Origin of the sequence: Streptomyces sp. NPDC051136, assembly GCF_044455745.1 — a bacterium.
Taxonomy (GTDB): Bacteria; Actinomycetota; Actinomycetes; order Streptomycetales; family Streptomycetaceae; genus Streptomyces.
The window spans coordinates 162,079-185,497 of record NZ_JBITFE010000004.1 but is presented as its reverse complement, the minus strand read 5'-3'; the positions used below and the strand labels follow the sequence as shown (position 1 = coordinate 185,497).

General features: G+C 73.4%; 27 protein-coding genes. 19 read left to right on the top strand and 8 right to left on the bottom strand.

What is annotated here, in order from left to right:
• Positions 1-4 precede the first annotated feature (4 nt).
• Together ACIBCJ_RS13345 and ACIBCJ_RS13340 are read left to right on the top strand one after the other, a co-directional pair.
• On the top strand, positions 5-928 hold the full coding sequence (locus ACIBCJ_RS13345; RefSeq protein ID WP_393524021.1) for an LD-carboxypeptidase: 924 nt from the start codon (positions 5-7) through the stop codon (positions 926-928).
• A 58-nt stretch (positions 929-986) separates the two neighbouring features.
• On the top strand, positions 987-1,568 hold the full coding sequence (locus tag ACIBCJ_RS13340; protein WP_365978087.1) for a GNAT family protein: 582 nt from the start codon (positions 987-989) through the stop codon (positions 1,566-1,568).
• On the opposite strand, the gene ACIBCJ_RS13335 is transcribed toward ACIBCJ_RS13340, so the two are convergent.
• Entirely contained in the window at positions 1,540-1,887 is a 348-nt protein-coding gene (locus tag ACIBCJ_RS13335) for a DUF6204 family protein (RefSeq protein WP_365978086.1), read from the bottom strand. The genes ACIBCJ_RS13340 and ACIBCJ_RS13335 overlap by 29 nt on opposite strands.
• Before the next feature lie 155 nt (positions 1,888-2,042).
• On the opposite strand from ACIBCJ_RS13335, the gene ACIBCJ_RS13330 reads away from it, so the two are divergent.
• On the top strand, positions 2,043-4,037 hold the full coding sequence (locus tag ACIBCJ_RS13330) for a DUF5107 domain-containing protein (RefSeq protein ID WP_365978085.1): 1,995 nt from the start codon (positions 2,043-2,045) through the stop codon (positions 4,035-4,037).
• 43 nt (positions 4,038-4,080) lie between these two features.
• Here the strand turns inward: ACIBCJ_RS13330 and ACIBCJ_RS13325 are convergent, their stop codons facing one another.
• Positions 4,081-4,431 (bottom strand): VOC family protein, encoded by a 351-nt coding sequence (locus tag ACIBCJ_RS13325; protein WP_362093666.1) that lies wholly within the window; start codon positions 4,429-4,431, stop codon positions 4,081-4,083.
• An 80-nt stretch (positions 4,432-4,511) separates the two neighbouring features.
• Here ACIBCJ_RS13325 and ACIBCJ_RS13320 point away from each other — a divergent pair, with 80 nt between their 5' ends.
• On the top strand, positions 4,512-5,033 hold the full coding sequence (locus ACIBCJ_RS13320) for a phage holin family protein (RefSeq protein ID WP_362093668.1): 522 nt from the start codon (positions 4,512-4,514) through the stop codon (positions 5,031-5,033).
• A 109-nt stretch (positions 5,034-5,142) separates the two neighbouring features.
• Here ACIBCJ_RS13320 and ACIBCJ_RS13315 read toward each other — a convergent pair whose 3' ends face one another.
• Positions 5,143-6,105, bottom strand: coding sequence for an LLM class F420-dependent oxidoreductase (locus tag ACIBCJ_RS13315; RefSeq protein WP_365978084.1), 963 nt, complete (start codon positions 6,103-6,105; stop codon positions 5,143-5,145).
• A gap of 232 nt (positions 6,106-6,337) precedes the next feature.
• Here ACIBCJ_RS13315 and ACIBCJ_RS13310 point away from each other — a divergent pair, with 232 nt between their 5' ends.
• The 13 genes from ACIBCJ_RS13310 (at position 6,338) to ACIBCJ_RS13250 (ending at position 16,517) form a co-directional block, all read left to right on the top strand.
• Complete coding sequence (locus ACIBCJ_RS13310) at positions 6,338-8,134, top strand: FAD-dependent oxidoreductase (protein WP_365978083.1); 1,797 nt, start codon at positions 6,338-6,340, stop codon at positions 8,132-8,134.
• Complete coding sequence (locus ACIBCJ_RS13305; RefSeq protein ID WP_365978082.1) at positions 8,131-9,978, top strand: transketolase; 1,848 nt, start codon at positions 8,131-8,133, stop codon at positions 9,976-9,978. Before ACIBCJ_RS13310 ends, ACIBCJ_RS13305 begins: the two co-directional genes overlap by 4 nt.
• Before the next feature lie 122 nt (positions 9,979-10,100).
• Positions 10,101-11,006 carry a non-homologous end-joining DNA ligase gene (ligD, locus tag ACIBCJ_RS13300; RefSeq protein WP_365978081.1) on the top strand — a complete coding sequence of 302 codons (906 nt, stop codon included), beginning with the start codon at positions 10,101-10,103 and terminating at the stop codon, positions 11,004-11,006.
• Between the two features lie 121 nt (positions 11,007-11,127).
• A complete protein-coding gene (locus ACIBCJ_RS13295; RefSeq protein ID WP_133889275.1) occupies positions 11,128-11,493 on the top strand; it encodes a gas vesicle protein in 366 nt (121 codons plus the stop codon).
• Between the two features lie 60 nt (positions 11,494-11,553).
• The gene (locus tag ACIBCJ_RS13290; protein WP_133889274.1) at positions 11,554-11,991 is read left to right on the top strand and encodes a gas vesicle structural protein GvpA; all 438 of its coding nucleotides are present in this window, start codon (positions 11,554-11,556) and stop codon (positions 11,989-11,991) included.
• Positions 11,988-12,761 (top strand): GvpL/GvpF family gas vesicle protein, encoded by a 774-nt coding sequence (locus tag ACIBCJ_RS13285; RefSeq protein ID WP_362093684.1) that lies wholly within the window; start codon positions 11,988-11,990, stop codon positions 12,759-12,761. Before ACIBCJ_RS13290 ends, ACIBCJ_RS13285 begins: the two co-directional genes overlap by 4 nt.
• A gap of 4 nt (positions 12,762-12,765) precedes the next feature.
• Positions 12,766-13,029 (top strand): gas vesicle protein GvpG, encoded by a 264-nt coding sequence (locus ACIBCJ_RS13280; RefSeq protein ID WP_133889272.1) that lies wholly within the window; start codon positions 12,766-12,768, stop codon positions 13,027-13,029.
• Positions 13,026-13,694, top strand: a complete 669-nt coding sequence (locus ACIBCJ_RS13275; RefSeq protein WP_365978080.1) for a DNA primase — start codon at positions 13,026-13,028, stop codon at positions 13,692-13,694. Before ACIBCJ_RS13280 ends, ACIBCJ_RS13275 begins: the two co-directional genes overlap by 4 nt.
• Positions 13,691-14,878 carry an SRPBCC family protein gene (locus ACIBCJ_RS13270; RefSeq protein ID WP_365978079.1) on the top strand — a complete coding sequence of 396 codons (1,188 nt, stop codon included), beginning with the start codon at positions 13,691-13,693 and terminating at the stop codon, positions 14,876-14,878. Before ACIBCJ_RS13275 ends, ACIBCJ_RS13270 begins: the two co-directional genes overlap by 4 nt.
• A complete protein-coding gene (locus ACIBCJ_RS13265; protein WP_362093697.1) occupies positions 14,875-15,204 on the top strand; it encodes a gas vesicle protein in 330 nt (109 codons plus the stop codon). Before ACIBCJ_RS13270 ends, ACIBCJ_RS13265 begins: the two co-directional genes overlap by 4 nt.
• Entirely contained in the window at positions 15,201-16,040 is an 840-nt protein-coding gene (locus ACIBCJ_RS13260; RefSeq protein WP_365978078.1) for a GvpL/GvpF family gas vesicle protein, read from the top strand. Before ACIBCJ_RS13265 ends, ACIBCJ_RS13260 begins: the two co-directional genes overlap by 4 nt.
• Positions 16,037-16,219, top strand: coding sequence for a gas vesicle protein (locus ACIBCJ_RS13255; RefSeq protein WP_362093702.1), 183 nt, complete (start codon positions 16,037-16,039; stop codon positions 16,217-16,219). The genes ACIBCJ_RS13260 and ACIBCJ_RS13255 overlap by 4 nt, the downstream gene beginning before the upstream one ends.
• Before the next feature lies 1 nt (position 16,220).
• Positions 16,221-16,517 carry a gas vesicle protein K gene (locus ACIBCJ_RS13250; protein WP_133889267.1) on the top strand — a complete coding sequence of 99 codons (297 nt, stop codon included), beginning with the start codon at positions 16,221-16,223 and terminating at the stop codon, positions 16,515-16,517.
• 61 nt (positions 16,518-16,578) lie between these two features.
• On the opposite strand, the gene ACIBCJ_RS13245 is transcribed toward ACIBCJ_RS13250, so the two are convergent.
• On the bottom strand, positions 16,579-17,424 hold the full coding sequence (locus ACIBCJ_RS13245; protein ID WP_365978077.1) for a class I SAM-dependent methyltransferase: 846 nt from the start codon (positions 17,422-17,424) through the stop codon (positions 16,579-16,581).
• 145 nt (positions 17,425-17,569) lie between these two features.
• Positions 17,570-19,075, bottom strand: a complete 1,506-nt coding sequence (locus tag ACIBCJ_RS13240; RefSeq protein ID WP_362093709.1) for a phosphatase PAP2 family protein — start codon at positions 19,073-19,075, stop codon at positions 17,570-17,572.
• Positions 19,076-19,196: 121 nt separating this feature from the next.
• On the opposite strand from ACIBCJ_RS13240, the gene ACIBCJ_RS13235 reads away from it, so the two are divergent.
• Complete coding sequence (locus ACIBCJ_RS13235) at positions 19,197-20,816, top strand: ATP-binding cassette domain-containing protein (protein ID WP_365978076.1); 1,620 nt, start codon at positions 19,197-19,199, stop codon at positions 20,814-20,816.
• Between the two features lie 48 nt (positions 20,817-20,864).
• On the opposite strand, the gene ACIBCJ_RS13230 is transcribed toward ACIBCJ_RS13235, so the two are convergent.
• A complete protein-coding gene (locus tag ACIBCJ_RS13230) occupies positions 20,865-21,986 on the bottom strand; it encodes a Vms1/Ankzf1 family peptidyl-tRNA hydrolase (protein WP_365978075.1) in 1,122 nt (373 codons plus the stop codon).
• Between the two features lie 62 nt (positions 21,987-22,048).
• Between ACIBCJ_RS13230 and ACIBCJ_RS13225 the strand changes: the two genes are divergently transcribed.
• Positions 22,049-22,327: a DUF6158 family protein gene (locus ACIBCJ_RS13225; protein ID WP_133889262.1), complete on the top strand. Its 279-nt coding sequence runs from the start codon at positions 22,049-22,051 to the stop codon at positions 22,325-22,327.
• Positions 22,328-22,434: 107 nt separating this feature from the next.
• Here the strand turns inward: ACIBCJ_RS13225 and ACIBCJ_RS13220 are convergent, their stop codons facing one another.
• Both ACIBCJ_RS13220 and ACIBCJ_RS13215 read right to left on the bottom strand, forming a co-directional pair.
• Entirely contained in the window at positions 22,435-22,977 is a 543-nt protein-coding gene (locus ACIBCJ_RS13220) for a type 1 glutamine amidotransferase domain-containing protein (RefSeq protein WP_365978074.1), read from the bottom strand.
• Between the two features lie 39 nt (positions 22,978-23,016).
• Positions 23,017-23,415, bottom strand: coding sequence for a DUF2795 domain-containing protein (locus ACIBCJ_RS13215; RefSeq protein WP_362093724.1), 399 nt, complete (start codon positions 23,413-23,415; stop codon positions 23,017-23,019).
• Positions 23,416-23,419 lie beyond the last annotated feature (4 nt).

The window sequence follows — 23,419 nt, the reverse complement described above, 5'->3', positions numbered from 1 at the left end:
CCGGGTGGCGGAGCTGGTGCGGCCGCACCGGCTCGCCGCGGGCGCCCGGGTGGCCGTCGTCGCGCCCAGCGGCCCCGTGCCCGAGGAGCGGCTCCAGGCGGGCCTGGACGTGCTGCGCGGCTGGGACCTCGACCCGGTCGTGGCCCCGCACGTGCTGGACCGGCACGGCACCTTCCGCTACCTCGCGGGCACGGACGCCGACCGCGCCCGGGACCTGCAAGCCGCCTGGTGCGACCCCTCGGTGGACGCGGTGCTGTGCGCCCGCGGTGGGTACGGCGCCCAGCGCATGGCCGACCTGCTCGACTGGGAGGCGATGCGCGCGGCCGGACCGAAGGTGTTCGTCGGCTTCAGCGACATCACCGCGCTGCACGAGGCGTTCGCCGTCCGCCTCGGACTGGTCACCCTGCACGGGCCGATGGCGGCCGGACTCGACTTCGTCAAGAACGCGCGGGCGCAGGAACACCTGAGGGCCACCCTGTTCGCGCCGGAGACGGTCCGCGTGATCACCTCCGGCGGCACCCCGCTGGTACCGGGCCGGGCCCGAGGCGTCACCCTGGGCGGCTGCCTCTCCCTGCTCGCCGCCGAACTGGGCACCCCGTACGCCCGCCCCGGCGCACGCGGCGGTCTGCTGTGCCTGGAGGACGTGGCGGAGGAGACGTACCGCGTCGACCGCTACCTGACGCAGTTGCTGCGGGCCGGCACGCTCGACGGGGTCGCCGGCGTGCTGCTCGGCTCCTGGGAGGAGTGCGACCCCTACGAAGAGCTGAGACCGCTGCTGGCCGACCGGCTCGGCGGCCTCGGCGTGCCGGTCGTCGAGGACTTCGGGTTCGGGCACTGCGAGGGGGCGCTGACCCTGCCGCTGGGCGTGCCGGCGGAACTCGACGCGGACGCGGGCACCTTGGCGCTGGACCGGCCGGCGCTGCGCTGACCCGGTACCCCTCCGGCCGTGCCGCGCGCGGGCCCGCCCCACGTCGTAGGCTGGCCCCATGCCGCACACCCCGTCCCGTCACCTCGCCGAGGGCCCGCGTGTGGGCATCCGGCACTTCGCCTACGCGGACGGTGCCGAGTTCACCGCCCGGGCCCGTGAGAGCAAGGACCTGCACCATCCCTGGCTCTTCCCGCCGGACAGCGTCCAGGCGTACGAGGCCTACGCGGGGCGGCTGATCGAGGACCGCACCAAGGCCGGGTTCCTGGTGTGCGAGAAGGAGCCGGACGGAGCGTCGCGGGACACGCCCGGCGGCGGCGCGATCGCCGGGTTCGTGAACATCAACAACATCGTCGAGGGCGGCTTTCGCAGCGGCGCGCTCGGCTACGGTGCCTTCGCGCACGCCGCCGGCCGCGGGCTGATGCGCGAGGGACTCGACCTGGTCGTGCGGTACGCGTTCGGGCCCATGCGCCTGCACCGCCTGGAGATCAACGTCCAGCCCGGCAACGCCGCCTCGATCGCGCTGGCCCGCGCCTGCGGCTTCCACCTGGAGGGCTTCTCGCCGAGGATGCTCTACATCGACGGCGCCTGGCGCGACCACCAGCGGTGGGCGATCACCGCCGAGACCGTGACTTCCGGTTGACCTTCATCGTGTCCAGGTCCGTCACCGTCGACCGCAGATCGCGGAAGCCGTATCCGAGTCCGCGCAGCGTGTTCTCCGCCCGGTCCTCCGCGATCGCGCCCGCCATCTCCTCGCCGTCGGCCGCGTCCGAGACCACGACGTAACGCATCGAGAAGTGCTTCAGCGGTGCGGGCTCGTACGACAGCGAACCCTCCTCGGTGAAGCGCATGCTCGCCATTCCGTGCTCGCCCGCCTCGGCGAGCAACCGGGCCCGGTCCTCCTCCGTCAACCCCTCCCAGGTGCCCCGGACGATCACCCGGTAGGTGTGCTGCTCGCTCACGTGCCGCTCTCCTTCGCCTCCGTACGCGCGGACCCGCCCGACCCTAAGCCCCCGCCCGCACCGCTTCCCACCGGATTAAACGTGAGTCACGTCGCGCCGCTCCGGCCGGCGGAGCCCCTGTTCACGACGGCGGGGAGCGGCTTCCATGGACAACCGTGACGACGATCCGACGCGAGGTACTGACCCTGCCCGCGGCGCCGCTGGGACCGGACAACCCCCTGCCGCCGCTGCGCCCCCTGGACGAGGCCCACCGCATCGACGACCGGGACCGGGCGGACCTGCCGCGCGACATGGCCCGCCAGGTCGACTACGAGCCACTGCGCAGTCTGCTGCCCGTCCAGGTCCGGGACGGCTACGACCGTGATCGCGCACCGCGCGAGCTGGACGCCCTCGTCATCGAGAACGACCGGTTGCGGGCCACCGTCCTGCCGGCCCTCGGCGGACGCGTCGCCTCCCTCCACCACAAGCCCACCGGCCGCGAACTCCTCTACGTCAACCCCGTGCTCCAGCCCGCCAACTTCGCCCTCAACGGCGCCTGGTTCTCCGGCGGCATCGAATGGAACATCGGCGCCACCGGCCACACCACCCTGTCCTGCTCACCCGTGCACGCCGCCCGCGTCCGGGCCCCCGACGGCGGCGAGATGCTGCGGCTGTGGGAGTGGGAGCGGCTGCGCGACCTGCCCTTCCAGGTCGACCTGTGGCTGCCGGACGGCTCGGACTTCCTCTACGCCGGCGCCCGCGTCCGCAACCCGCACGAGCGCCCCGCCCCCACCTACTGGTGGTCCAACATCGCCGTCCCCGAGGACCGCCGCGTCCTCGCCCCCGCCGACGAGGCCTGGCACTTCGGCTACGAGCGACGGCTGCGCCGGGTGCCCGTCCCGGAGTACGACGGCGTCGACCGGACCTACCCGCCGAACAGCACGTACGCCGCCGACTACTTCTACGAGGTGCCCGACGGCCGGCGCCGCTGGATCGCCGCGCTCGACGAGCACGGCCACGGACTGGTGCAGACCTCGACCGACGCGCTGCGCGGCCGCAAGCTGTTCGTGTGGGGCTCCGGACCGGGCGGACGCCGCTGGCAGGAGTGGCTCACCGAGCCCGGCACCGGCGGTTACTGCGAGATCCAGGCGGGGCTGGTCCGCACCCAGCTCGAACACGTCAAACTGGAGGCGGAGAGCGAGATCTCCTGGCTGGAGGCGTACGGGCCGCTCGACGCCTCGCCCGAGGGCGACTGGCACAGCGTGCTGCGCGGGGCCGAGGAGCGCCTGGAGGCCGCCCTGCCGCGAGCCGACGTCGACGCCGCGTACGACGCCTGGCTGCCGCACGCCGACGCCGAGCCCGGCGAGCGGCTGGCCACCGGCTCGGGCTGGGGCGCGCTCGAAGTGCTGCGGGCCGGCTGGAAGCTGCCCGGCACCCCCTTCGACGAGGACACCCTCGGTGCACCGCAGCGGCCCTGGCTGCACCTGCTGCGCACCGGGTCCCTGCCCGAACCGGCCCGTCACGAGCCGCCCGGCGCGACGCTGGTCGCGCGGCCCTGGCGGGACATGCTGGAGACCACGGCCGCCACACCCCTCGCCGAGTACCACCTCGGTGTCGCCCAGTGGCACGGCGACGACCGCGCCCAGGCCGTGCGCAGCTGGGAACGTGGCCTCAAGACCGCCGCCGAACGCTGGCCGCTGCTGCGCTGCCTCGCCGTCGCCGACCAGGAGGGCGGCCACCACGAACGCGCCGCCGACCAGTACGCCGAGGCCTTCGACGACCTGTGCGCGCACCGGCCGGACGGGCCGGGCGGCGGACCGGACGCCGCAGACGGTGCGGGCGGCGAAGGACCACCCTGGCCGGCCGTCGCCGCGGCGCTCGGCCGGGAGGCGATCGGGGCGCTGCTCGCGGTCGGACGCACCGCGGACGCCCGGGCCGTGTGGGAGCGCCTGGACCCCGCGACCCGGGCCCGCGGCAGGTTCCGGCTGACCGAGGCGGAGCTGCTCGCGGCCGAGGGCCGGACCGAGGAGGCGCGGGCCGTGTTCGACGAGGGCTTCGAGGTCGCCGACCTGAGGGAGGGCGCCGAGAGCATCGGCCTGCTGTGGGCGCGGCTGGACGACGCACCGCTCCCGGCCCGTCACGACTTCCGGATGCGCCCGGACGCGGGGTGAGCCCGCCCGGCCCGGGACGGGAGCGAGCCGGCTCCGCCCGGGCCTACGCCGCCCGCCGGTCCACGTACTCGTAGATCGCCCCGTCCGGGTGCCGGGCGATCAGATTGCGGCCGGCGGGCGTGGCGACCGGCCCGGCGACGATGTCCGCGCCCAGCGAGGCGAGGACGTCACGGGTCTCCTCCACGTCCCCCACGGCGATGGTCGCGGTCACCTTGCGCAGCACCTCCAGTTGGGACTCGGGCCCGCTCATCAGCAGGAAGCAGCCGACGGCGGCGACTTCGACGCCGCCGCGCTCGAACCGGAGGGCGCTGCCGCCGGCCAGGCCCTCGTAGAAGGGGACCGCCTTCTCCAGATCCTCGACGTAGACGCGCAGTGTGGCTCCCAGAATGTCCATACGCGGGAGCCTAGTTGGGCGCGGTGGGCTGCTGTGCCCGGTCCGGCCATGGAAGTGCGGCCGACGGGTACCCGCAACGCATGGACCGCATGGATCACTTGGAACACCTGGACAGGCAACTGGTCGACGAACTGGCGCAGGTGGCACGCGAGACCGTGCGCGACGAACTGCGCGAACAGACCCGCAGGCAGCGCCGCAAGGCCGCGCTGTACGCCGCGTCCGGCACCGCCGCCCTGTACGCGGGCGCCGCCGTGTCGCTCGCCGTCGGGCTGGCACTCGCCGTCGCACTCCCGGGCTGGGCCGCCGCGCTGATCACGGCCGCCCTCCTGGGTGTCGCGGCCTACCTGCTGCGGGGCGCCGCCCGGCCGCACACCTCCGCGCCCGGCTCCCCCCACGGCAGCGGTCACGGACACGTCGCCGGCGGTGACGCGCCCGGCGCGCCGCGGACCGGACCCGGTACGCCGTACCCGCCGATGCCCCCCGTCGCTCCCGGCGGTGCGACCGGTGCCCCGGGCGCGGGCACACCCGCCCCGGGCGGTACCGGGCCGGCCGCTCCCCGCCAGGACGGCATCGCCCCCGAGGCCGGGCGCGAGCACGGTTGACCGGCCGCCACGGCTGACCGGCCGCGGCCACAGGACGGACCGCGCCCCGCACGGAGTCTTCCGTGCGGGGCGCGGTCCTGTACGGCCCTGCCGGGCTCCGCAGCCCGCGTCAGGCGCTCTGCTGGAGCTGCGGCAGCACCTTGGTGCGGTAGAAGTCGAAGAAGCCGCGCATGTCGGGGCCGATCTGGTTGACGTAGACGCGGTCGAATCCGGCGTCGGCGAACTGCTGCAACTCCGCCACGTGTGCGTCCACGTCGGCGCCGCACACCCGGTTCTCGCGCACCATGTCCTCGGTGACCAGGGTCTGCGCCTGCTCGAAGTGCTTCGGCGAGGGCAGTACCTGGCCCAGCTCGCCGGGCAGCTGCTCGTTGGCCCACAGGCGGTGGACCGTGCGGACCGCCTCGTCCCTGTCGGTGTCGTAGCAGACCTTCGTGCCCCCGCTGACCGGCTTTCCGCCGCCCCCGCCCTTGCGGTACTGCTCCACCATCGAGGCGTCCGGCATCATCGTGATGTAGCCGTCGCCGACCCGGGCCGCCAGCTTCGTCGCCGCCGGGCCGAAGCCCGAGATGTCGATCGGCACCGGCTCGTCGGGGACCGTGTACAGGCGGGCGTTCTCCACCGTGTAGTGGGCGCCGTGGTGGTTGACCTCCTCGCCGGTGAACAGCCGGCGCATGATCAGGATGGCCTCCTCCAGCATCTCCAGGCGTACGTGCGCGGCGGGCCAGGCGTCACCGAGGATGTGCTCGTTCAGCGCCTCGCCGGTGCCGACGCCCAGCCGGAACCGGCCGTCCGTCATCACCGCGCTGGTCGCCGCCGCCTGTGCCACCACCGCCGGGTGGATACGCACCGTGGGACAGGTGACGGCCGTCTCCACGGGCAGCGACACCGCGTCGGACAGTGCGCCGATCACCGACCAGACGAACGGGCTCTGCCCCTGTGCGTCGTTCCACGGGTGGTAGTGGTCGGAGATCCACAGTGCCTGGAAACCGGCCTGCTCGGCCATCCGGGCCTGCTCGATCAGTTCCGCGGGACCGTACTGCTCGCACGAGAGGAAATAGCCGTACTCGGGCATGAGGGGTTGCCTCCGGACAGGGTGCGGGTGGGTCCTGGGCCGGGTACCCGGGCGCCGGACGGGAAACCGGCGCCGTCACGGCTCGCCGGCCGTCGCGGCTCGCCGGCCGCCGCGGGCTGTTCGCGACGGTGCTTGTCCGCCGAAGGGGCGCGGCCTCCGGGTGGACGTTTGGGTGCCCGGGCCGAGGGGACGCGGAAGGCTCACGAGGTATGCGACAGCCCGGAGGCGAACCGTGAGCCGACCCCGCATCGTGATCGTCGGTGCCGGCTTCGCCGGGTACCGGACGGCCCGCACCCTGTCCCGGCTCACCCGGCAGAAGGCCGACATCACCCTGCTGAACCCGACCGACTACTTCCTCTACCTGCCGCTGCTGCCCCAGGTCGCCGCCGGAATACTGGAACCGCGCCGGGTCAGCGTGTCCCTGTCGGGCACGCTGCCGCACGTGCGGCTGGTGCTCGGCGAGGCCGGCGGCATCGACCTCGACGGACGGACCGTGCGCTACACCGGCCCGGAGGGCGAGGAGGGCACCCTGCCCTACGACCGGCTGGTGCTCGCGGCGGGCAGTGTCAACAAGCTGCTCCCCATTCCCGGAGTCGCCGAGCACGCCCACGGTTTCCGCGGGCTGCCGGAGGCGCTCTACCTGCGCGACCACGTGACCCGGCAGATGGAGCTGGCCGCGGCGGCCGACGACCCGGAGGAGTGCGCCGCGCGGTGCACGTTCGTCGTGGTCGGCGCGGGCTACACCGGCACCGAGGTCGCCGCGCACGGTGCCATGTACACCGACGCGCAGGTCCGCGGGCACCCGACGCGCTCCGGGATGCGGCCCCGGTGGATGCTGCTCGACGTGGCCCCCCGGGTCATGCCCGAGATGGACGAACGGCTCTCCCGCACCGCCGAGCGGGTCCTGCGGCAGCGGGGAGTCGACGTGCGGATGGGCACGTCCGTGAAGGAGGCCACGCACGACGGGGTGGTGCTGACCGACGGATCGACCGTCGACACCCGCACCCTGGTGTGGTGCGTGGGCGTGCGGCCCGACCCGCTGGTGGAGTCCCTGGGGCTGCCCATGGAACGCGGCCGGCTGCTCGTCGACCCCCACCTTCAGGTGCCGGGCCGGCCCGAGCTGTTCGCCTGCGGTGACGTGGCCGCCGTGCCCGACCTGAACCAGCCGGGCCAGTACACGCCGATGACCGCGCAGCACGCCTGGCGGCACGGCAAGGTGTGCGCCCAGAACGTCGTCGCGTCGCTCGGCGTCGGCCGGCGGCGTGCCTACCGGCACCGGGACCTGGGGTTCGTCGTGGACCTCGGCGGCGTCAAGGCCGCCGCCAACCCGCTCGGCCTGCCGATGTCCGGTCCGGCGGCGGGCGCGGTCACCCGCGGCTACCACCTCGCCGCGATGCCGGGCAACCGCGTGCGGGTCGCCGCCGACTGGCTGCTCGACGCGGTGCTGCCCCGCCAGGCGGTGCAGCTCGGCCTCGTACGGTCCTGGTCCGTGCCTCTGGAGTCGTCGTCGCCCGAGGTCGCGCGGGTACCCGGGCGCCCGGAGGGAGCCGGCAAGGACCAGGCGGCCGAGGACCAGGCGGCCGAGGCCCGGCCGGGTGGGGAACATCCGGCCGGCGACCCCACGAAGAACCCGCCGGCCGGTGAACCGGGCGGGAACCGGTCCGGCGCTGAGCCCGCCAGGAACCAGCCCGGTGGCGAGCCCGCCAGGAACCAGCCCGGCGGGGAACCGGCCAGGAACCAGCCCCGGGGGGAGCCCGCGAAGCGGGGAGCGTCCGGGTCGCCCCGCGCCTCCGGCAGGCCTCGCCGGGCCGCAGAGGCCGCCGGACCACGCCCCGCACGGACAGGCTCCGGCAAGCCGGGCAAGGCCGCCGGCAAGCGGCCCGCCTCCGCGTCCGGACCGAGCCGCTCCGCGGGCCCGCCCGCCGACCCCGGCCCCGAGCCCCCGGCGGACCAGCCGTCCCCCGGACCCGGCATCGCCCCCGGACCCGTGAAACGCACCGACAGCCGCACCTCGGAAGGGGACTCATGAACACCGGTGAACTCGTCGACCTCGGACAGCAGTTGCGCGTCGACAGCGTACGGGCGTCCGCCGCCGCGGGCTCCGGGCATCCGACGTCGTCGATGTCCGCCGCGGACCTGATGGCCGTACTGCTGGCCAACCACCTCCGCTACGACTTCGAGCGCCCCGCCCACCCCGGCAACGACCGCTTCGTGCTGTCCAAGGGACACGCCTCGCCGCTGCTCTACTCCGCCTTCAAGGCGGCCGGCGCCATCGACGACGAGGAACTGCTCACCTTCCGACAGCAGGGCAGCCGCTTGGAGGGCCACCCGACGCCGCAGCGGCTGCCGTGGGTCGAGACGGCCACCGGCTCGCTCGGGCAGGGACTGCCCGTGGGCGTCGGCATCGCACTGTCCGGCAGGCGTCTGGACCACACCGACTACCGGGTGTGGGTGCTGTGCGGCGACAGCGAGATGGCCGAGGGGTCGGTGTGGGAGGCCGCCGAGCACGCCGGACACGAACGCCTCGACAACCTCACCGTGATCGTCGACGTCAACCGGCTCGGCCAGCGCGGGCCCACCCGGCACGGCCACGACCTCGACGCCTACGCGCGCCGCTTCCGGGCCTTCGGGTGGCACACGATCGAGATCGACGGACACGACGTCGACGCCATCGACCGCGCCTACGGCGAGGCCCTGTCCACCAGGGACCAGCCCACCGCGATCATCGCCCGCACCCTCAAGGGCAAGGGCGTGGAGGCCGTGGAGGACCGCGAGGGACAGCACGGCAAGCCGCTGCCGGAGGCCGAGGAGGCCGTGGCGGAACTGGGCGGCCCGCGTGACCTCCAGGTCCGGGTGCACGCGCCCGAGGACGCCCGTGCCCTGCACTCGACGGGCACCGGAGAGGCCGAGCTGCCGCGCTACGACAAGGGTGACGAGGTCGCCACCCGCAACGCGTTCGGCGAGGCGCTCGCCGCGGTCGGCACGGCGCGCGGCGACGTCGTGGCCCTCGACGGCGAGGTCGGCGACTCCACGCGGGCCGAGTTCTTCGCCAAGGAGCACCCCGAGCGCTACTTCGAGTGCTATATAGCCGAGCAGCAGATGGTCGCCACGGCCGTGGGGATGGCGGCGCGCGGCTGGGTACCGTTCGCGACCACCTTCGCCGCCTTCCTGACCCGCGCCTACGACTTCGTGCGGATGGCCGCGATCAGCGGCTCCGGCATCAACCTCGTCGGCTCCCACGCGGGCGTCGCCATCGGCCAGGACGGGCCCAGCCAGATGGGCCTCGAAGACCTCGCGATGATGCGCGCCATCCACGGCTCCACCGTCCTGTACCCGTGCGACGCCAACCAGACCGCGCGCCTGGTCGCCGAGATGGCCGGCCTGGAGGGCATCCGCTACCTGCGCACCTCCCGCGGCGAGAGCGAGGTGATCTACGGCCCCGACGAGGAGTTCCCCGTCGGCGGCAGCAAGGTGCTGCGCTCCTCCGACGCGGACCGGCTCACCGTGGTCGCGGCCGGGGTCACCGTGCACGAGGCGCTCGCCGCGGCCGACGCGCTGGGCCGGGACGGCATCCCGGTGCGGGTGATCGACCTGTACTCGGTCAAGCCCGTCGACCGCGCCACGCTGCGCGCGGCCGCCGAGGAGACCGGCTGCCTGGTGACCGTGGAGGACCACCGGCAGGAGGGCGGCATCGGCGACGCCGTGCTGGACGCCTTCTCCGACGGGCGCCCCGTGCCCCGGCTGGTGCGGCTCGCGGTGACCACGATGCCGGGCTCCGCGACCCCGGCGGAGGAACTGCGCGCCGCGGGGATCGACGCCGAGTCCGTCGAGGCGGCCGTACGCATGCTCGTGGAGCAGGCGATCGTCCCGTGAGCGGGACCAAGGGCGGGAGCGGGGGCGGGACCAAGGGCGGGAGCAGGACCGGAGGCGGGAGCGGGACCCGAAAGGGGACCGGGGCCGGGACCGGACGGGGACCCGGGGACGGCGCGCGGACCGTGCGGGCCGGGCGGCACGCCGTGGAGGTGCACCGGCCGGACAAGGTGCTCTTCCCAGCGGGCGGCGACGGCACGGAGGAGTACACCAAGGGCGATCTAGTCGACTACCACCGTGCTGTCGCCCCCTTCATGCTGCCCCACCTGCGGGGCCGCCCCCTGATGCTGGAGCGGCACCCGGACGGGGTGGACGGGCCGCTGTTCATGCAGAAGAACACACCGGAGCACTATCCGGAGTGGATCGGCCGCGTCGAGGTGGGCAAGGAGGGCGGCACGGTCTGCCACACGGTCTGCGACGACTCCGCCACCCTCGTGTACCTGGCCGACCAGGCCGCGCTCACCCTGCACCGCTGGCTGTCGCGGACCGGACGGATCGACCGGCCCGACCGCATGGTCTTCGACCTCGACCCGGCCGGGGACGACTTCGAGGCGGTCCGGGAGGCGGCCCGGCCGCTGCGGGAACTGCTCGACGAGCTGAAGCTGCCCTCTGCGCCGATGACCACCGGCTCCCGCGGGCTGCACGTCGTCGTCCCGCTGGACGGACGCCAGGACTTCGACGACGTACGGGAGTTCGCGCGAGCCGTCGCCGACGTCCTGGCGGCGGAACACCCCGACCGGCTCACCACCGCCGCCCGCAAGAAGGACCGCGGGGACCGGCTCTACCTCGACATCCAGCGCAACGCCTACGCGCAGACCGCGGTCGCCCCCTTCACCGTCCGCGCCCGCCCCGGCGCGCCCGTGGCCACGCCCATCTCCTGGGACCAGCTGGACGACCCCGACCTGCACGCCCGCCGGTGGACCGTCGCGGACGCCGTGGAGCAGGCCCGCACCCGGCCCTGGGCCGGGATCATGGACCGCCCCCGTGCCCTGGGGCCCGCCCGGCGGCGTCTGAACGCGCTGCGCGGCTGAACGCCCGGCGGCCCCTGCACGCCCGGCGCGGCCGGACCCCTGCGTGAACAGCCCGCGCGGTCCCGTGGGCCCGGCGAGGTTTGGCGAACACACATGCGGCCACACGGAGGGGGAGGTGGCCATGTCGAACACGAAAAACACATCCGACTCGCAAGACTCACAACAGAGTTCACAAAAGTCACATACGTCTCAAAAGTCCCAAACTTCACAGAGGTCGAGCCGTCCCAAGCCCATGGAGGTTCTGCGCGAGGCGCGAGCCCAGCTGGCGGAGCTCACCGGTATGACCGCCGAGTCCGTGTCGTCCTTCGAGCAGACGGAGGACGGCTGGGCGCTCGAGGTCGAGGTCCTGGAGCTGGAGCGGGTGCCCGACACGATGAGCCTGATGGCGAGCTACCAGGTGGAACTGGACGAGGAGGGACAGCTCACGGGCTACCGGAGAGTGCGCCGCTACGAGCGCGGACGCTCCGACGCCCGCGGCGGCCGTTAGGCCGCGGCAAGACCCGAGTCAGATGCAACGCAAGCCACAGAAGACGGAGGAGTAGCTGGCATGACTGTCGTACCGGCACAACAGACCGGCGGCGGAGGCGGCAGCAGCGGCCTTTACGACGTGCTTGAGCTTGTTCTGGACAGGGGGCTCGTCATCGACGCATTCGTGCGCGTCTCCCTGGTCGGTATCGAAATCCTGAAGATCGACGTCCGTGTCGTCGTCGCCAGCGTGGACACCTATCTGCGCTTCGCCGAGGCATGCAACCGGCTCGACCTGGAGGCCGGGCCCCGCAAGGACCCGGGCCTGCCCGACCTGGTCGGATCGATCACCGAGTCCGGCGCCAAGGGCAAGTCCAAGGGGGCGCTGTCCGGCGCCGCCGAGACCATCTCCGACGCGTTCAAGCAGGCCCGTGACGAGAGCGGCTCCGAGCGCGAGACCTCCTCGCGACCGCGCGCCCGCAAGACCGCGCCCTCGCGCCGGAAGGAGGAGCAGGAGTGAGTACGTACGTCTACGGCATCACGGCCGCCACGCACCCCGGGCTCCCCGAGGGCACGGCCGGAGTCGGTGACCCGCCACGCGGGGTGCGGATCCTCAAGGAGGGCGCCCTCGCGGCCGTCGTCAGCGACGCTCCCGAGGGCCTGCGCCCCAAGCGCAGGGAACTGCTCGCCCACCAGAACGTGCTCAGCGAGGTCGGCGCCGGCGGCTGTGTGCTGCCCATGCGCTTCGGCAGCGTCGCCCCGGACGACGAGGCGGTCACCGGAGTGCTCGCCGAGCGTGCCGAGCACTACGCGGAACGCCTCGGGGCGCTGGACGGCCGGGTCGAGTACAACATCAAGGCCAGTCACGTCGAAGAGGCCGTCCTGCACCACGTGATGGCCCAGAACCCCGAGATCCGCGCCCTCGCCGAGTCCAACCGGAAGGCGGGCGGCGGCACCTACGAGACGAAGATCCAGCTCGGCGAGAAGGTCGCGGCCGCGGTCAAGGACAAGGAGGCCGAGGACGCCACCACGCTGGAGCGCGCCCTGGAACCGGTCGCCGACGCGGTGAGCGTGGGCCCCGAGTCCACCGGCTGGCTCGCCAACGTCTCGTTCCTGGTCAAGGGGGAGGCGGCCGAGGAGTTCCTGGCCGCCGTCGAGCAAGCACGCGGCAGCATGCCGCACCTGGAAGTCCGGGTCAACGGCCCGCTGCCGCCGTACAGCTTCGTCGAACCCGGCCCCGCCGAGCCCGCGGGCACGGTGGCCGGGGGAGCGGACGCCGGAGCGGAGTGAGGACATGGGACTGATCTCGGAGGTCCTGCTGCTGCCGCTCGCCCCGGCGCGCGGCAGCGCCTGGGCCATCAGACAGGTGCTGAACGAAGCCGAGCGGATCTACTACGACCCCGGCACGGTACGGGCCGAACTTGCCCGCCTGGAAGAGCAGCTGGAAGCCGGCGAGATCACCGAGGAGGAGTTCGACCGGCAGGAGGACGAGCTCCTCGACCGGCTGGAGATCGCAACGCGCACGAGCGCGGGATTGGGCAACGGGACGGCACCATGAATCGAGTGGGACTGGGCCTCGCGGTAGGGGCCGGATATCTGCTGGGACGGACCAAGAAGCTGAAACTCGCCGTAGCCGTGGGCACCATGGTGGCGGGCAAGAAGCTGAACCTGACGCCGAAGGGCATCGCCGAACTCGTCTCCGGGCAGCTGCAGAACAACCCGCAGTTCAAGGAGATCGGGGACCAGCTGCGCACCGACCTGCGGGGCGTGGGCAAGGCGGCCTCGGGCGCCCTGGTCGAGCGGCAGATGGGCGCGCTGGCCGACCGACTGCAGGGACGCACCGCTCAGGTGCGTGACCAGCTCTCCGGCGTGGCGTCCAAGGCACCCGGCGTCGGCTCCGACGACTCCCGCGACTCCGAGGCCTCGGAGGACTCGGAGTACGAGGAGTACGACGAGCAGGACGAGGGCGACGAGCGCGAGGAGCCCGAGGCCCGGCGCGAGGACTCCGAGGAGCCCGAGGAGCGGCCCGCGCCGCGCCGCGAGCGGCCCGCGAAGAAGACGGCGTCCGAGGCACGGAAGACGGCCAGGAAGGCGCCCGCGAAGAAGGCCGCCGCCAAGGCCCCCGTGAAGAAGGCCGCGGCGAAGCGCGCGCAGCCCGCCAAGAAGGCGGCAGGCAAGAAGGCCGCCGGCACCCGGCAGCCGAAGGGCGGTGGCGAGCGATGAGCGACTCCCTGGGGTCCGCGGCCTCCAAGGCGGGAGACACCGCGAAGAAGAACCCGCTGGCCGACCTGGCGCAGAGCGAGGCGGCCGACCGCCTCAAGGCCGAGGTGCAGGAGTACCTCGCCGCGCAGGCCACCCGGCTGCTCACCGGCTTCGGCACCAAGCTCGGCGAGACCACCGGCAAGCTCAACGACATAGCCGAGGGCAACAGCCCGGGGTTCGCCAAGCTCGCCCTCGACGGCGGACGCAAGCTCGCCGAGGGCAAGAGCCCGATGCGGGCCGCCTTCGAGGTCGGCGCGGGCAAGGTGAAGGACAACGTCGTCGGCGCCTTCAAGAACCTCACGGGCGGCAAGGGCCGCAAGAAGGGGGGCGGCGGTCAGAAGCCGACGGTCATCATCGAGTACGTCGACGTCGGCGTACCGCTGCGCACGGCCTACGACCAGTGGACCCAGTACCAGGACTTCAGCACCTTCGCCAAGGGCGTCAAGAGCGCGAACCGCGCCGACGACACGTCCTCCGACTGGCAGCTGAAGGTCTTCTGGTCCAACCGCAGCTGGAAGGCGAAGACCACCGAGCAGGTGCCGGACGACCGGATCTCCTGGACGTCGGAGGGGGCCAAGGGCACCACCAAGGGCGTCGTCAGCTTCCACGAGCTCGCCGACAGCCTGACCCGCGTGGTCCTGGTCATCGAGTACTACCCCAAGGGGCTGTTCGAGAAGACCGGCAACATCTGGCGCGCCCAGGGCCGCCGGGCCCGCCTCGACCTCAAGAACTACGTCCGCCACATCACCTTCAAGGGCGAGGCGGACGACGGCTGGCGCGGCGAGATCCGCGACGGCGAGGTCGTCAAGAGCCACGAGGACGCGGTCGCGGAGGAGGAAGAGGAGCAGCAGCGGGAGCAGGAGGAGCAGGAAGAGGGAGAGCAGGAGCAGGAGCCCGAGGGCGAGTACGAGGAAGAGCCCGAGGGTGAGTACGAAGAGGAGCCCGAGGGCGAGTACGAGGAGGAGGAACCGGAGGGCGAGGCCGAAGAGGCCGAGCAGGAGCCCGAAGGGGAGGCCGAGGAGGAGTACGAGGAGGAGCCCGAGGGCGAGTACGAAGAGGAGCCCGAAGGGGAGAAGGAAGCCGGGGAGGACGAGTACGCGTCCCGTGACGAGTACGAGGACGCCGAGGGCGGGAGCCGTCGATGACCACCCCCAGCCGACTGCCCGATCCCTACGGCGGCCAAGGACAGAGCGCCAACCTCGCCGACATCCTGGAGCGGGTGCTCGACAAGGGCGTCGTCATCGCGGGCGACATCAAGATCAACCTGCTCGACATCGAGCTGCTGACCATCAAGCTGCGGCTCGTCGTCGCCTCCGTGGACAAGGCCAAGGAGATGGGCATCGACTGGTGGGAGAGCGATCCCGCACTGTCCTCGCGCGCCCGGCACGACGAACTCACCCGGGAGAACGCGGAACTCCGCGAACGCCTGCGTGAGCTGGACCCGGGCCGCGTACCGAGGGAGGCACCGTGACCGGACTGCGCTACGTCTACGCCGTCTGCCGCCCCTTCGACGCGGCCCTCCAGGCCCAGCTCACGGGGGTGGCGGGCGACCCGCCGCGGCTGCTGCCGCACGGCGACCTGGTCGCCGTCGTCAGCCACGTGCCCGAGTCCGACTTCGGCGAGGAGGCGCTGCGCTCCCGCCTGGAGGACCTGGACTGGCTGACCGCCACCGCCCGCGCCCACCAGCAGGTCATCGACGCGCTCACGGCCGTCACCACCCCGCTGCCGCTCCGGCTGGCCACCGTCTTCCGGGACGACAGCGGCGTACGCGTGATGCTCCAGGAGCGCGAGGAGGCCTTCCGGCGCACCCTCGGCCGGCTGGAAGGGCGGGTGGAGTGGGGCGTGAAGGTGTACGCCGAAGCGGAGAAGACCGGGCAGGCGGGGGCCGAGGGAACGGCGCCGAGCCGGCCCGCGCCGAAGCCCGCCTCGGGCCGGGACTACCTCCTGCAGCGCCGCCGGCAGTCCCGGGCGAACGAGGACATGTGGAGCAGGGCCGAGGAGTTCGCCACGAAGCTGCACGCGACGCTGTCCGACCGGGCCGACGACGCACGGCTGCACGCACCGCAGAACCCCCGCCTCTCCGGCGCCGCCGGACGCAACGTCCTCAATGCCGCCTACCTGGTGGGCCGCGAAGCGTCCGAGGAGTTCGTCGAGACGGTGGACCGCACGAAGGACGACGTTCCCGGGATGCGCGTGGAACTCACGGGTCCCTGGGCGGCCTATTCCTTCGCGGGCGAGGGACCGGAAGCGGCCGAGGCGGAGGGAACAGGGCAAGCAGCAGGAGAGGGAGAGGGGGAGAGGCCGTGACCGTCGTGGAGCGACGTGAGGTCGCCCTCGTGGACCTGCTCGACCGGCTGCTGGCCGGCGGCGTCGTCATCACCGGCGACGTCACCCTGCGCATCGCGGACGTCGACCTGGTCCGCATCGACCTGAACGCGCTGATCAGCTCGGTCAACCGCAACGTCCCCTCACCGTTCGGGGACTGACGTGAGCGAACATCCCGAGTCCCCCAAGCGCCGTCTCGACCTGGAGCCGGACACGGTCGAGCGCGACCTGATCAAGCTGGTGCTGACGGTCGTCGAGCTGCTGCGCCAGCTCATGGAACGCCAGGCGCTGCGCCGCTTCGACGAGGGCGACCTGAGCGAGGACCAGGAGGAGCGGATCGGACTCACCCTGATGCTCCTCGACGACCGCATGACCGAACTGCGTGACCGCTACGGCCTGCGGCCCGAGGATCTGAACCTGGACCTCGGGCCGCTGGGACCGCTGCTCCCCCGGGAGTGAGCACCCCCGGCGGGAACCGCGTGCCGCCCCGGGAGTGAGCGCTCCCGGGGCAGCCTGCCGTTCACCGGGCAGGCGTCGGCTCCGCCTCCGCCTCCTTGCGGCACAGGATCTCCCCGTGCAGGACGCCGAACCAGCTCTCCGGGAGCCTTCCCCACTCCCGCCAGGCCGCCGAGACGGCGCGCAACTGCTCCGGCGTCGCATGCCCCCCGTCGGTGGCGCGCTCGGCGTACGCCGATGCCAGGGTGCGGTCCGCCCACAGGCCGCTCCACCACTCCCGCTCCTCCGGTGCGGCGAAGGTCCAGGTGGCCGAGGTCGCCGTGATGTCGGTGAACCCCGCCTCCAGGGCCCAGGCCTTCAGCCGGCGCCCGGCGTCCGGCTCGCCGCCGTTGGCGCGGGCCACCCGGCGGTACAGGTCGAGCCAGTCGTCCATGCCACGGGAGGCGGGGAACCACGTCATGGCCCCGTAGTCGGAATCGCGGACGGCGATGATCCCGTTCGGCCGGGCGACCCGCTTCATCTCGCGCAGCGCCTGCACCGGGTCGCCCACGTGCTGGAGCACCTGGTGGGCGTGGACCACGCAGAAGGTGTCGTCCGGGTAGTCCAGCGCGTGCACGTCCGCCACCGCGAAGTCGGTGTTGCCCAGCCCGCGCCCGGCGGCCGTGGCCCGGGCCCGCTCCACGATCTCCGCAGACCGGTCCACGCCGGTGACGTGACCGTCCGGGACCCGCTCCGCCAGGTCCGCGGTGATGGTGCCCGGCCCGCAGCCGATGTCCAGCACCCGCATGTGCGGCAGCAGGGATCCGAGCAGGTAGGCGGCGGAGTTCTCGGCGGTGCGCCAGGTGTGCGAGCGGAGCACGGACTCGTGGTGCCCGTGTGTGTAGACGGCGGTCTCGTGCGGCCTCGGCATGGTGGATCCCCTCTCCGGCAGTGGGATCACGATACGCCCGACAGTCGCATGGTGAGATCGCCGTTCTGCTATATGGACTGACGGCCCGTCAGGAACGGTCGCCGGAGAGGTCGTCGGCAGAGGCCGCCGGGAAGCAGGAAAGGGGTCAGGAGAGCAGCCCGCCGCCGGGCAGCGGCCGGTACACCGTGAGCGCCTCGGGCAGCTTCTCCAGGGTCAGGTCGCCCTCGGTCTCGGTCAGCTCGCCGTCGTACGCCATCAGCGTGCCCGGCGCGACCCCCGACAGGCGCAGCCGGGGCACCTGCACCGCGGCGTGGGCGGGAGAGCGGGTCAGCGGCCCCGCGAGCATCGCGGAGAGCAGGCGCAGGGCCGGCCGACGGCCGCCGTGCACCACCCGCACGTCCAGCTGCCCGTCCGCCAGGTCGAGCCGGCGGCCCGAGGCGATGCCCCTGCGGTGGTAGGTGCCGTTGCCCGCGAACAGCATCCACAGCGGACGCCGCCGGCCCCGGACCTCGGCCTCCAGCGGATGCCGGTCGGCGCGCAGCACCCGCACGGCAGCCAGCACCCCGGCCGGCCAGCCGCCGATCCGGGGGGACCAGTGCTCCCGCTCGTTGACCAGCTCCGGGTACACGCCCAGGCTGAAGGTGTTCAGGAAGATCCCGCGGCGCCCGCCGGAGGCGAAGCTGCCCACGTCCACCCGCACCCCCTCGCCCCGCTCCAGAGCCCCGCACAGACCGCGTACGTCCTCCACGCCCAGGTCGTAGGCGAAGTGGTTGAGCGTGCCGCCGGGCAGTACCGCGAGCGGCAGCCCGTGCCGCAGGGCGGTCTCGGCCGCGGCGTTCACCGTGCCGTCGCCGCCGCACACCCCGAGCACCCGGGCATGACCGGCCGCCTTCTCGAGTTCGGCCTGGACGTCCCCCGGCTCGCACTCCACGACCTCCGCGTCGGGCAGCGCGTCGCACAGCGCGCGCACCCGGTCCGAGGTGCCCGAAGCGATGTTGGCGACCATGACGAGCCCCTCGCCGCCGGGCAGCGCGGGCACCTCGGCACGCGGCCGGGCCGGCGGGATGTGCTGGGCGCGCGTCGGCACCATGCTCCGTACGACGAACGCGGCCCCCACCCCGAGGGCCGCACCGGCCAGCACGTCGCTCGGGAAGTGCACGCCCGTGTAGACCCGGGACAGGGCGACCGCGGCGGCCACCGGGGCCACCGCCGTACCCCACGCCGGCGACTCCAGCGCGACGCCGGTCGCGAACGCGGCCGCCGACGCGGCGTGCCCGGACGGGAACGACGTCGTGATCGGCTGCCGCTTCAGCTGCCGCACCAGCGGCACCGGGTCCAGCACCGGGCGGGGCCGGCGCACCGAACGCTTGCCGAGGGTGTTGATCGTCAGCGAGGCCAGCCCCAGCGAGGCCAGCCCCCGGGCGGCGGCGCGCCGCGCCCTCGGCGTACGGGAGGCGGCCAGGGCGGCGCCCGCCGCGAACCACAGCACTCCGTGGTTGGCGCTGCGGCTCAGCCGGGGCAGCAGGGGGTCCGCGCCGGGCCAGGTGCGGGCGGCGACGGCCTCGAACACCCGCTGGTCCAGCCGCAGGAAGCCGTTGCGGACCGGACGCGGGCCGGGCAGGGGGACGGTGAGGTCTACGTCGGGGCTCATGGGACCCGCCTACCCTGCGGACGCGGTTTCCTGCCGTGGTCCGCGCCACGCGCTCCGGGCCCGCGGCGCACGGCCGAAATCGGTTTGCCCGGAGCACCGCCGAAGCCGCAGAATCCGGCCCATGGGTCACCTCGAAGCCGCGCACCTGGAATACCACCTCCCCGACGGGAGGACGCTCCTCGGTGACGTCTCCTTCCGGGTGGGCGAAGGGGCCGTCGTGGCCCTGGTCGGGCCCAACGGCGCGGGCAAGACCACCCTGCTGCGGCTGCTGGCCGGCGAGCTGAAACCGCACGGCGGCTCCGTCACCGTCACCGGCGGCCTCGGCGTCATGCGCCAGTTCGTCGGCTCCGTGCGCGACGAGACGACCGTGCGCGACCTGCTGGTGTCCGTGGCCCAGCCCCGGATCCGCACCGCCGCACGCGCCGTCGACGCCGCCGAGCACGCGATCATGACGGTCGACGACGAGGCCGCGCAGCTCGCGTACGCGCAGGCGCTCGCCGACTGGGCGGAGGTGCGCGGGTACGAGGCCGAGACCCTGTGGGACATCTGCACCACCGCCGCACTCGGGGTGCCCTACGAGCAGGCCCAGTGGCGGCAGGTGAGCACGCTCTCCGGCGGTGAGCAGAAACGCCTCGTCCTGGAGGCGCTGCTGCGCGGCACCGACGAGGTGCTGCTCCTCGACGAGCCGGACAACTACCTCGACGTGCCCGGCAAGCGCTGGCTGGAGGAGCGGCTCGCCGAGACCCGCAAGACCGTGCTGTTCGTCTCCCACGACCGCGAGCTGCTCGCCCGGGCCGCCCAGAAGATCGTCTCCGTCGAGCCGGGACCCGCGGGCGCCGACGCCTGGGTGCACGGCGGCGGCTTCACCACCTTCCACGAGGCCCGCCGCGAGCGCTTCGCCCGCTTCGAGGAACTGCGCCGGCGCTGGGACGAGAAGCACGCCCAGCTGAAGAAGCTGGTGCTGGCGCTGCGGCAGGCCGCGGAGAACAGCACGGACATGGCGTCCCGCTACCGCGCCGCCCAGACCCGGCTGCGCAAGTTCGAGGAGGCCGGACCGCCGCCCGAGCCGCCGCGCGAGCAGGACATCAGGATGCGCCTGAAGGGCGGCCGCACCGGCGTCCGCGCCGTCACCTGCGAGCAGCTGGAACTGACCGGCCTGATGCAACCCTTCGACCTGGAGGTCTTCTACGGCGAACGGGTCGCGGTCCTCGGCTCCAACGGCTCCGGCAAGTCGCACTTCCTCCGCCTGCTGGCCGGCGACGACGTCGCGCACACCGGGACGTGGAAGCTGGGGGCCCGCGTGGTGCCCGGCCACTTCGCGCAGACCCACGCCCATCCCGAGCTGCTGGGCCGCTCCCTGCTGGACATCCTGTGGACCGAGCACGCCCAGGACCGGGGCGCCGCCATGTCCCGGCTGCGCCGCTACGAGCTGACCCAGCAGGCCGAACAGCCCTTCGACCGGCTCTCCGGCGGCCAGCAGGCCCGGTTCCAGATCCTGCTGCTCGAACTCCAGGGCGTCACCGCCCTGCTCCTCGACGAGCCCACCGACAACCTCGACCTGGAATCGGCAGAAGCCCTCCAGGAAGGCCTGGAGGGCTTCGAGGGCACCGTCCTCGCGGTCACCCACGACCGCTGGTTCGCCCGCTCCTTCGACCGCTACCTCGTCTTCGGCAGCGACGGGCGGCTGCGCGAGACGCCGGAGCCGGTCTGGGACGAGCGCCGGGTGGAGCGGGCGCGCTGACCGGCGGGGGAGGGCGGACCGGCCGGCGGGCCCGGACCGCCGCCGGGATCACTTCCAGCGCAGCAGCGCACCCAGTCCGCCCACCGGTGCCTTCTCCGCGGTCTCCGGCGGCAGCACCGGCGCCACCGAGATCGCCGGAGCGCCGGTCATCACCGCCGACCGCAGCAGGGCGTCGTCCGCCCGGGCCGACCAGGAGTTCTGCTCGCCGAGCGTGGTGAGTTCGGTACGGCGCACCGCCACCTGGTCGGCGTCCTCCCCGATCCACACCTCACGGTGGGTGTCGGGGGCGTCCGGGATGACCAGCAGCTCGTCGATGCGGTGCTCACGGGCGGCCTCGACCAGCGCGGGCACGCCCTCCGCCGCGCCGGAGCGGCCCTCGTCGTCCCGCGACCGGGCGGCCAGGAAGCGGTCCAGGTCCTCCCGGGCGCGGCTGCGGACGTGGTCGGCGCGCAACCCCTCCACCTCGTCGTCCAGCAGCCTGCTGCCGGCGCCCCGCGAGGCCTCGGCGACGCGCTCCTGCAAGCGCTTCGGCAGCCGCTCGTGCACGGACCGCCGCTCCCGGTCGTCACCCACCAGGATCAGCAGGTCGGCGCCCGACTCCTCCTGGCACACGGCGAGCGCGTCCGCGATCTCCGCCGCGTTGTGCTCCCAGGTGTTCTCCACCCGGAGCTGGAAGTGGCGCTCCGACCAGTCCGAGCTGCTCGTGCGGTGCAGCGGCCACTGCCTGCCGGTGACACCGCCCGCGTCGGAGCTGCCCAGCGCGCTGCGCAGCTCGAAGTCGGCTCCCTTGCGGTCGATGTAGGCCACCACGCACACCGGGTCCTCTCCCGCCAGGTCCAGCAGCGGCGTGACGTGCGGCAGCGGGGCCCAGTCGGCCGTGGTCCCGCCGTACGGCGGGCGGGCCAGCGGCGGGTCGAGGACCACCTGGCCCGCGCACGCGAACAGCGCCCGCCCGTGCGGGTCGGAGGCGTGCCGCAGCTCGTCGACCGCCTTGCGCACCGCCTGGCAGGTGGCGTCGTCCGCGCCCTGCTCCGCCAGCTCCCGGGCCACCGCGGCGGCCGTCAGCTCACGCTCGTGGGCGGTGTCCTCCGTGTGCCGGGAGAGGTCGACGTAGACGGAGGCCCAGGGTCCCTGATGCTCGTAGAGGGGGTGCAGAAACGCGAGGTCCATGTGGCTGCCCTCCCGGGTGCCGCTCGGGGGTCGTAGTGCTCCGGGGCGGGTACCCGGGACGCATGAACGAACACGACACGCGGGACGACACCGTGACCGGAGTGGACCCGGGCAGACTGGACGACCAGCAGCTGATGAAAGAGCTGGAGACCATCCACCGCACGCGCCACGACACCCTGCTGTACGGGTCGAACGACGCGCTGCGGGCCCACAACGACCGCATGGCCGGGCTGGAGGGCGAGTGGCTGCGCCGCAACCCCAGGCGCCCGGTGGCCCCCGGCCGCACCCGCGAGGGCGCCCGGGAACGCGGCTGCGGCCAGGGCGCCGCGCCCGGCGGCTGAGCACGGCCGCGGGCCACCGGCGATCGGTACGTCACCGGTGGCCCGCAGGTCGATGCGGTGCGGTCGGCCCGGCGGTTCTCCCGGACCGGCGCGTCAGCAGCCCCGGCTCAGCCGCCCGCCTTGGCGAACTGGGCCAGGAAGGTCTCGCAGAACGCCTTCAGATCGTCCGGCTTGCGGCTGGTGACCAGGACGTTGCCGCCCTCGTGGCAGACCTGCACCTGCTCGTCGACCCACGTGGCACCCGCGTTGCGCAGGTCCGTCCGCAGACTCGGCCAGGAGGTCACGGTCCGGCCGCGGACCACGTCCGCCTCGATCAGGGTCCACGGCGCGTGGCAGATGGCCGCCACCGGCCGGCCCTGTTCGAAGAAGTCCCTGACGAACGACACGGCCTTCTCGTCGGTCCGCAGGAAGTCCGGGTTCGCCACCCCGCCGGGCAGCACGAGGCCGCCGAACGAGTCGGCGGACGCGTTGCCCACCACCTCGTCGACCGGGAACGTGTCCGCCTTGTCGAGATGGTTGAAGCCCTGGATCTCACCGGACTGCGTGGAGACGAGCACCGGCTCGTGACCGGCGTCCTTCGCGGCCTTCCACGGCTCGGTCAGTTCGACCTGTTCCACGCCTTCGGGCGCGGTGAGGAATGCGATGCGCATGGAGTTCGGATTTCCTTCCTTCACGTACCGGAGGGGTCTTCACGTACCGGAGGGTCCGGACGGGCCGCTCTCGGTGAGGGCCACCGCCAGCTCCTGGACGTTGTCGTAGCGCGCCTTGTGCGGCAGCCGGTCCAGCCCTTCGACGAGGGCGTCCGGCGCGTTGCCCCGGCGCAGGGTGCGGGTCAGTTCCCGCGGTCCCGCGGGAAAGCTGCCCCGGGTCAGGTTCCGGGCCAGCTCCAGCCGCAGGGCCTCCAGGTACGTCGGTCCGCGACCCGGCGTCACCGGTCCGTACATGACGTCCGGATCGTCCTCGGCGGCCGGTTCCGGGTCGTTCCACTCCTCGGTGCGGGTGGAGTGCCCGGACCGGAGCAGACCCTGCAGTTCGTGCTTCATCTCGTCGTCGCGGTGGACGCTCATCCGGTCGCTGCCTCGCTGCATGTCT

Bases quoted from the DNA above. Each gene is read 5' to 3' on its own strand.
- ACIBCJ_RS13340 (WP_365978087.1), top strand. From the start codon at position 987: ATGCCGCACACCCCGTCCCGTCACCTCGCCGAGGGCCCGCGTGTGGGC.
- ACIBCJ_RS13325 (WP_362093666.1), bottom strand. From the start codon at position 4,431: ATGGACATTCTGGGAGCCACACTGCGCGTCTACGTCGAGGATCTGGAG.
- ACIBCJ_RS13320 (WP_362093668.1), top strand. From the start codon at position 4,512: ATGGACCGCATGGATCACTTGGAACACCTGGACAGGCAACTGGTCGAC.
- ACIBCJ_RS13315 (WP_365978084.1), bottom strand. From the start codon at position 6,105: ATGCCCGAGTACGGCTATTTCCTCTCGTGCGAGCAGTACGGTCCCGCG.
- ACIBCJ_RS13305 (WP_365978082.1), top strand. From the start codon at position 8,131: ATGAACACCGGTGAACTCGTCGACCTCGGACAGCAGTTGCGCGTCGAC.
- ACIBCJ_RS13295 (WP_133889275.1), top strand. From the start codon at position 11,128: ATGTCGAACACGAAAAACACATCCGACTCGCAAGACTCACAACAGAGT.
- ACIBCJ_RS13290 (WP_133889274.1), top strand. From the start codon at position 11,554: ATGACTGTCGTACCGGCACAACAGACCGGCGGCGGAGGCGGCAGCAGC.
- ACIBCJ_RS13280 (WP_133889272.1), top strand. From the start codon at position 12,766: ATGGGACTGATCTCGGAGGTCCTGCTGCTGCCGCTCGCCCCGGCGCGC.
- ACIBCJ_RS13275 (WP_365978080.1), top strand. From the start codon at position 13,026: ATGAATCGAGTGGGACTGGGCCTCGCGGTAGGGGCCGGATATCTGCTG.
- ACIBCJ_RS13270 (WP_365978079.1), top strand. From the start codon at position 13,691: ATGAGCGACTCCCTGGGGTCCGCGGCCTCCAAGGCGGGAGACACCGCG.
- ACIBCJ_RS13265 (WP_362093697.1), top strand. From the start codon at position 14,875: ATGACCACCCCCAGCCGACTGCCCGATCCCTACGGCGGCCAAGGACAG.
- ACIBCJ_RS13245 (WP_365978077.1), bottom strand. From the start codon at position 17,424: ATGCCGAGGCCGCACGAGACCGCCGTCTACACACACGGGCACCACGAG.
- ACIBCJ_RS13240 (WP_362093709.1), bottom strand. From the start codon at position 19,075: ATGAGCCCCGACGTAGACCTCACCGTCCCCCTGCCCGGCCCGCGTCCG.
- ACIBCJ_RS13235 (WP_365978076.1), top strand. From the start codon at position 19,197: ATGGGTCACCTCGAAGCCGCGCACCTGGAATACCACCTCCCCGACGGG.
- ACIBCJ_RS13230 (WP_365978075.1), bottom strand. From the start codon at position 21,986: ATGGACCTCGCGTTTCTGCACCCCCTCTACGAGCATCAGGGACCCTGG.
- ACIBCJ_RS13225 (WP_133889262.1), top strand. From the start codon at position 22,049: ATGAACGAACACGACACGCGGGACGACACCGTGACCGGAGTGGACCCG.
- ACIBCJ_RS13220 (WP_365978074.1), bottom strand. From the start codon at position 22,977: ATGCGCATCGCATTCCTCACCGCGCCCGAAGGCGTGGAACAGGTCGAA.
- ACIBCJ_RS13215 (WP_362093724.1), bottom strand. From the start codon at position 23,415: ATGCAGCGAGGCAGCGACCGGATGAGCGTCCACCGCGACGACGAGATG.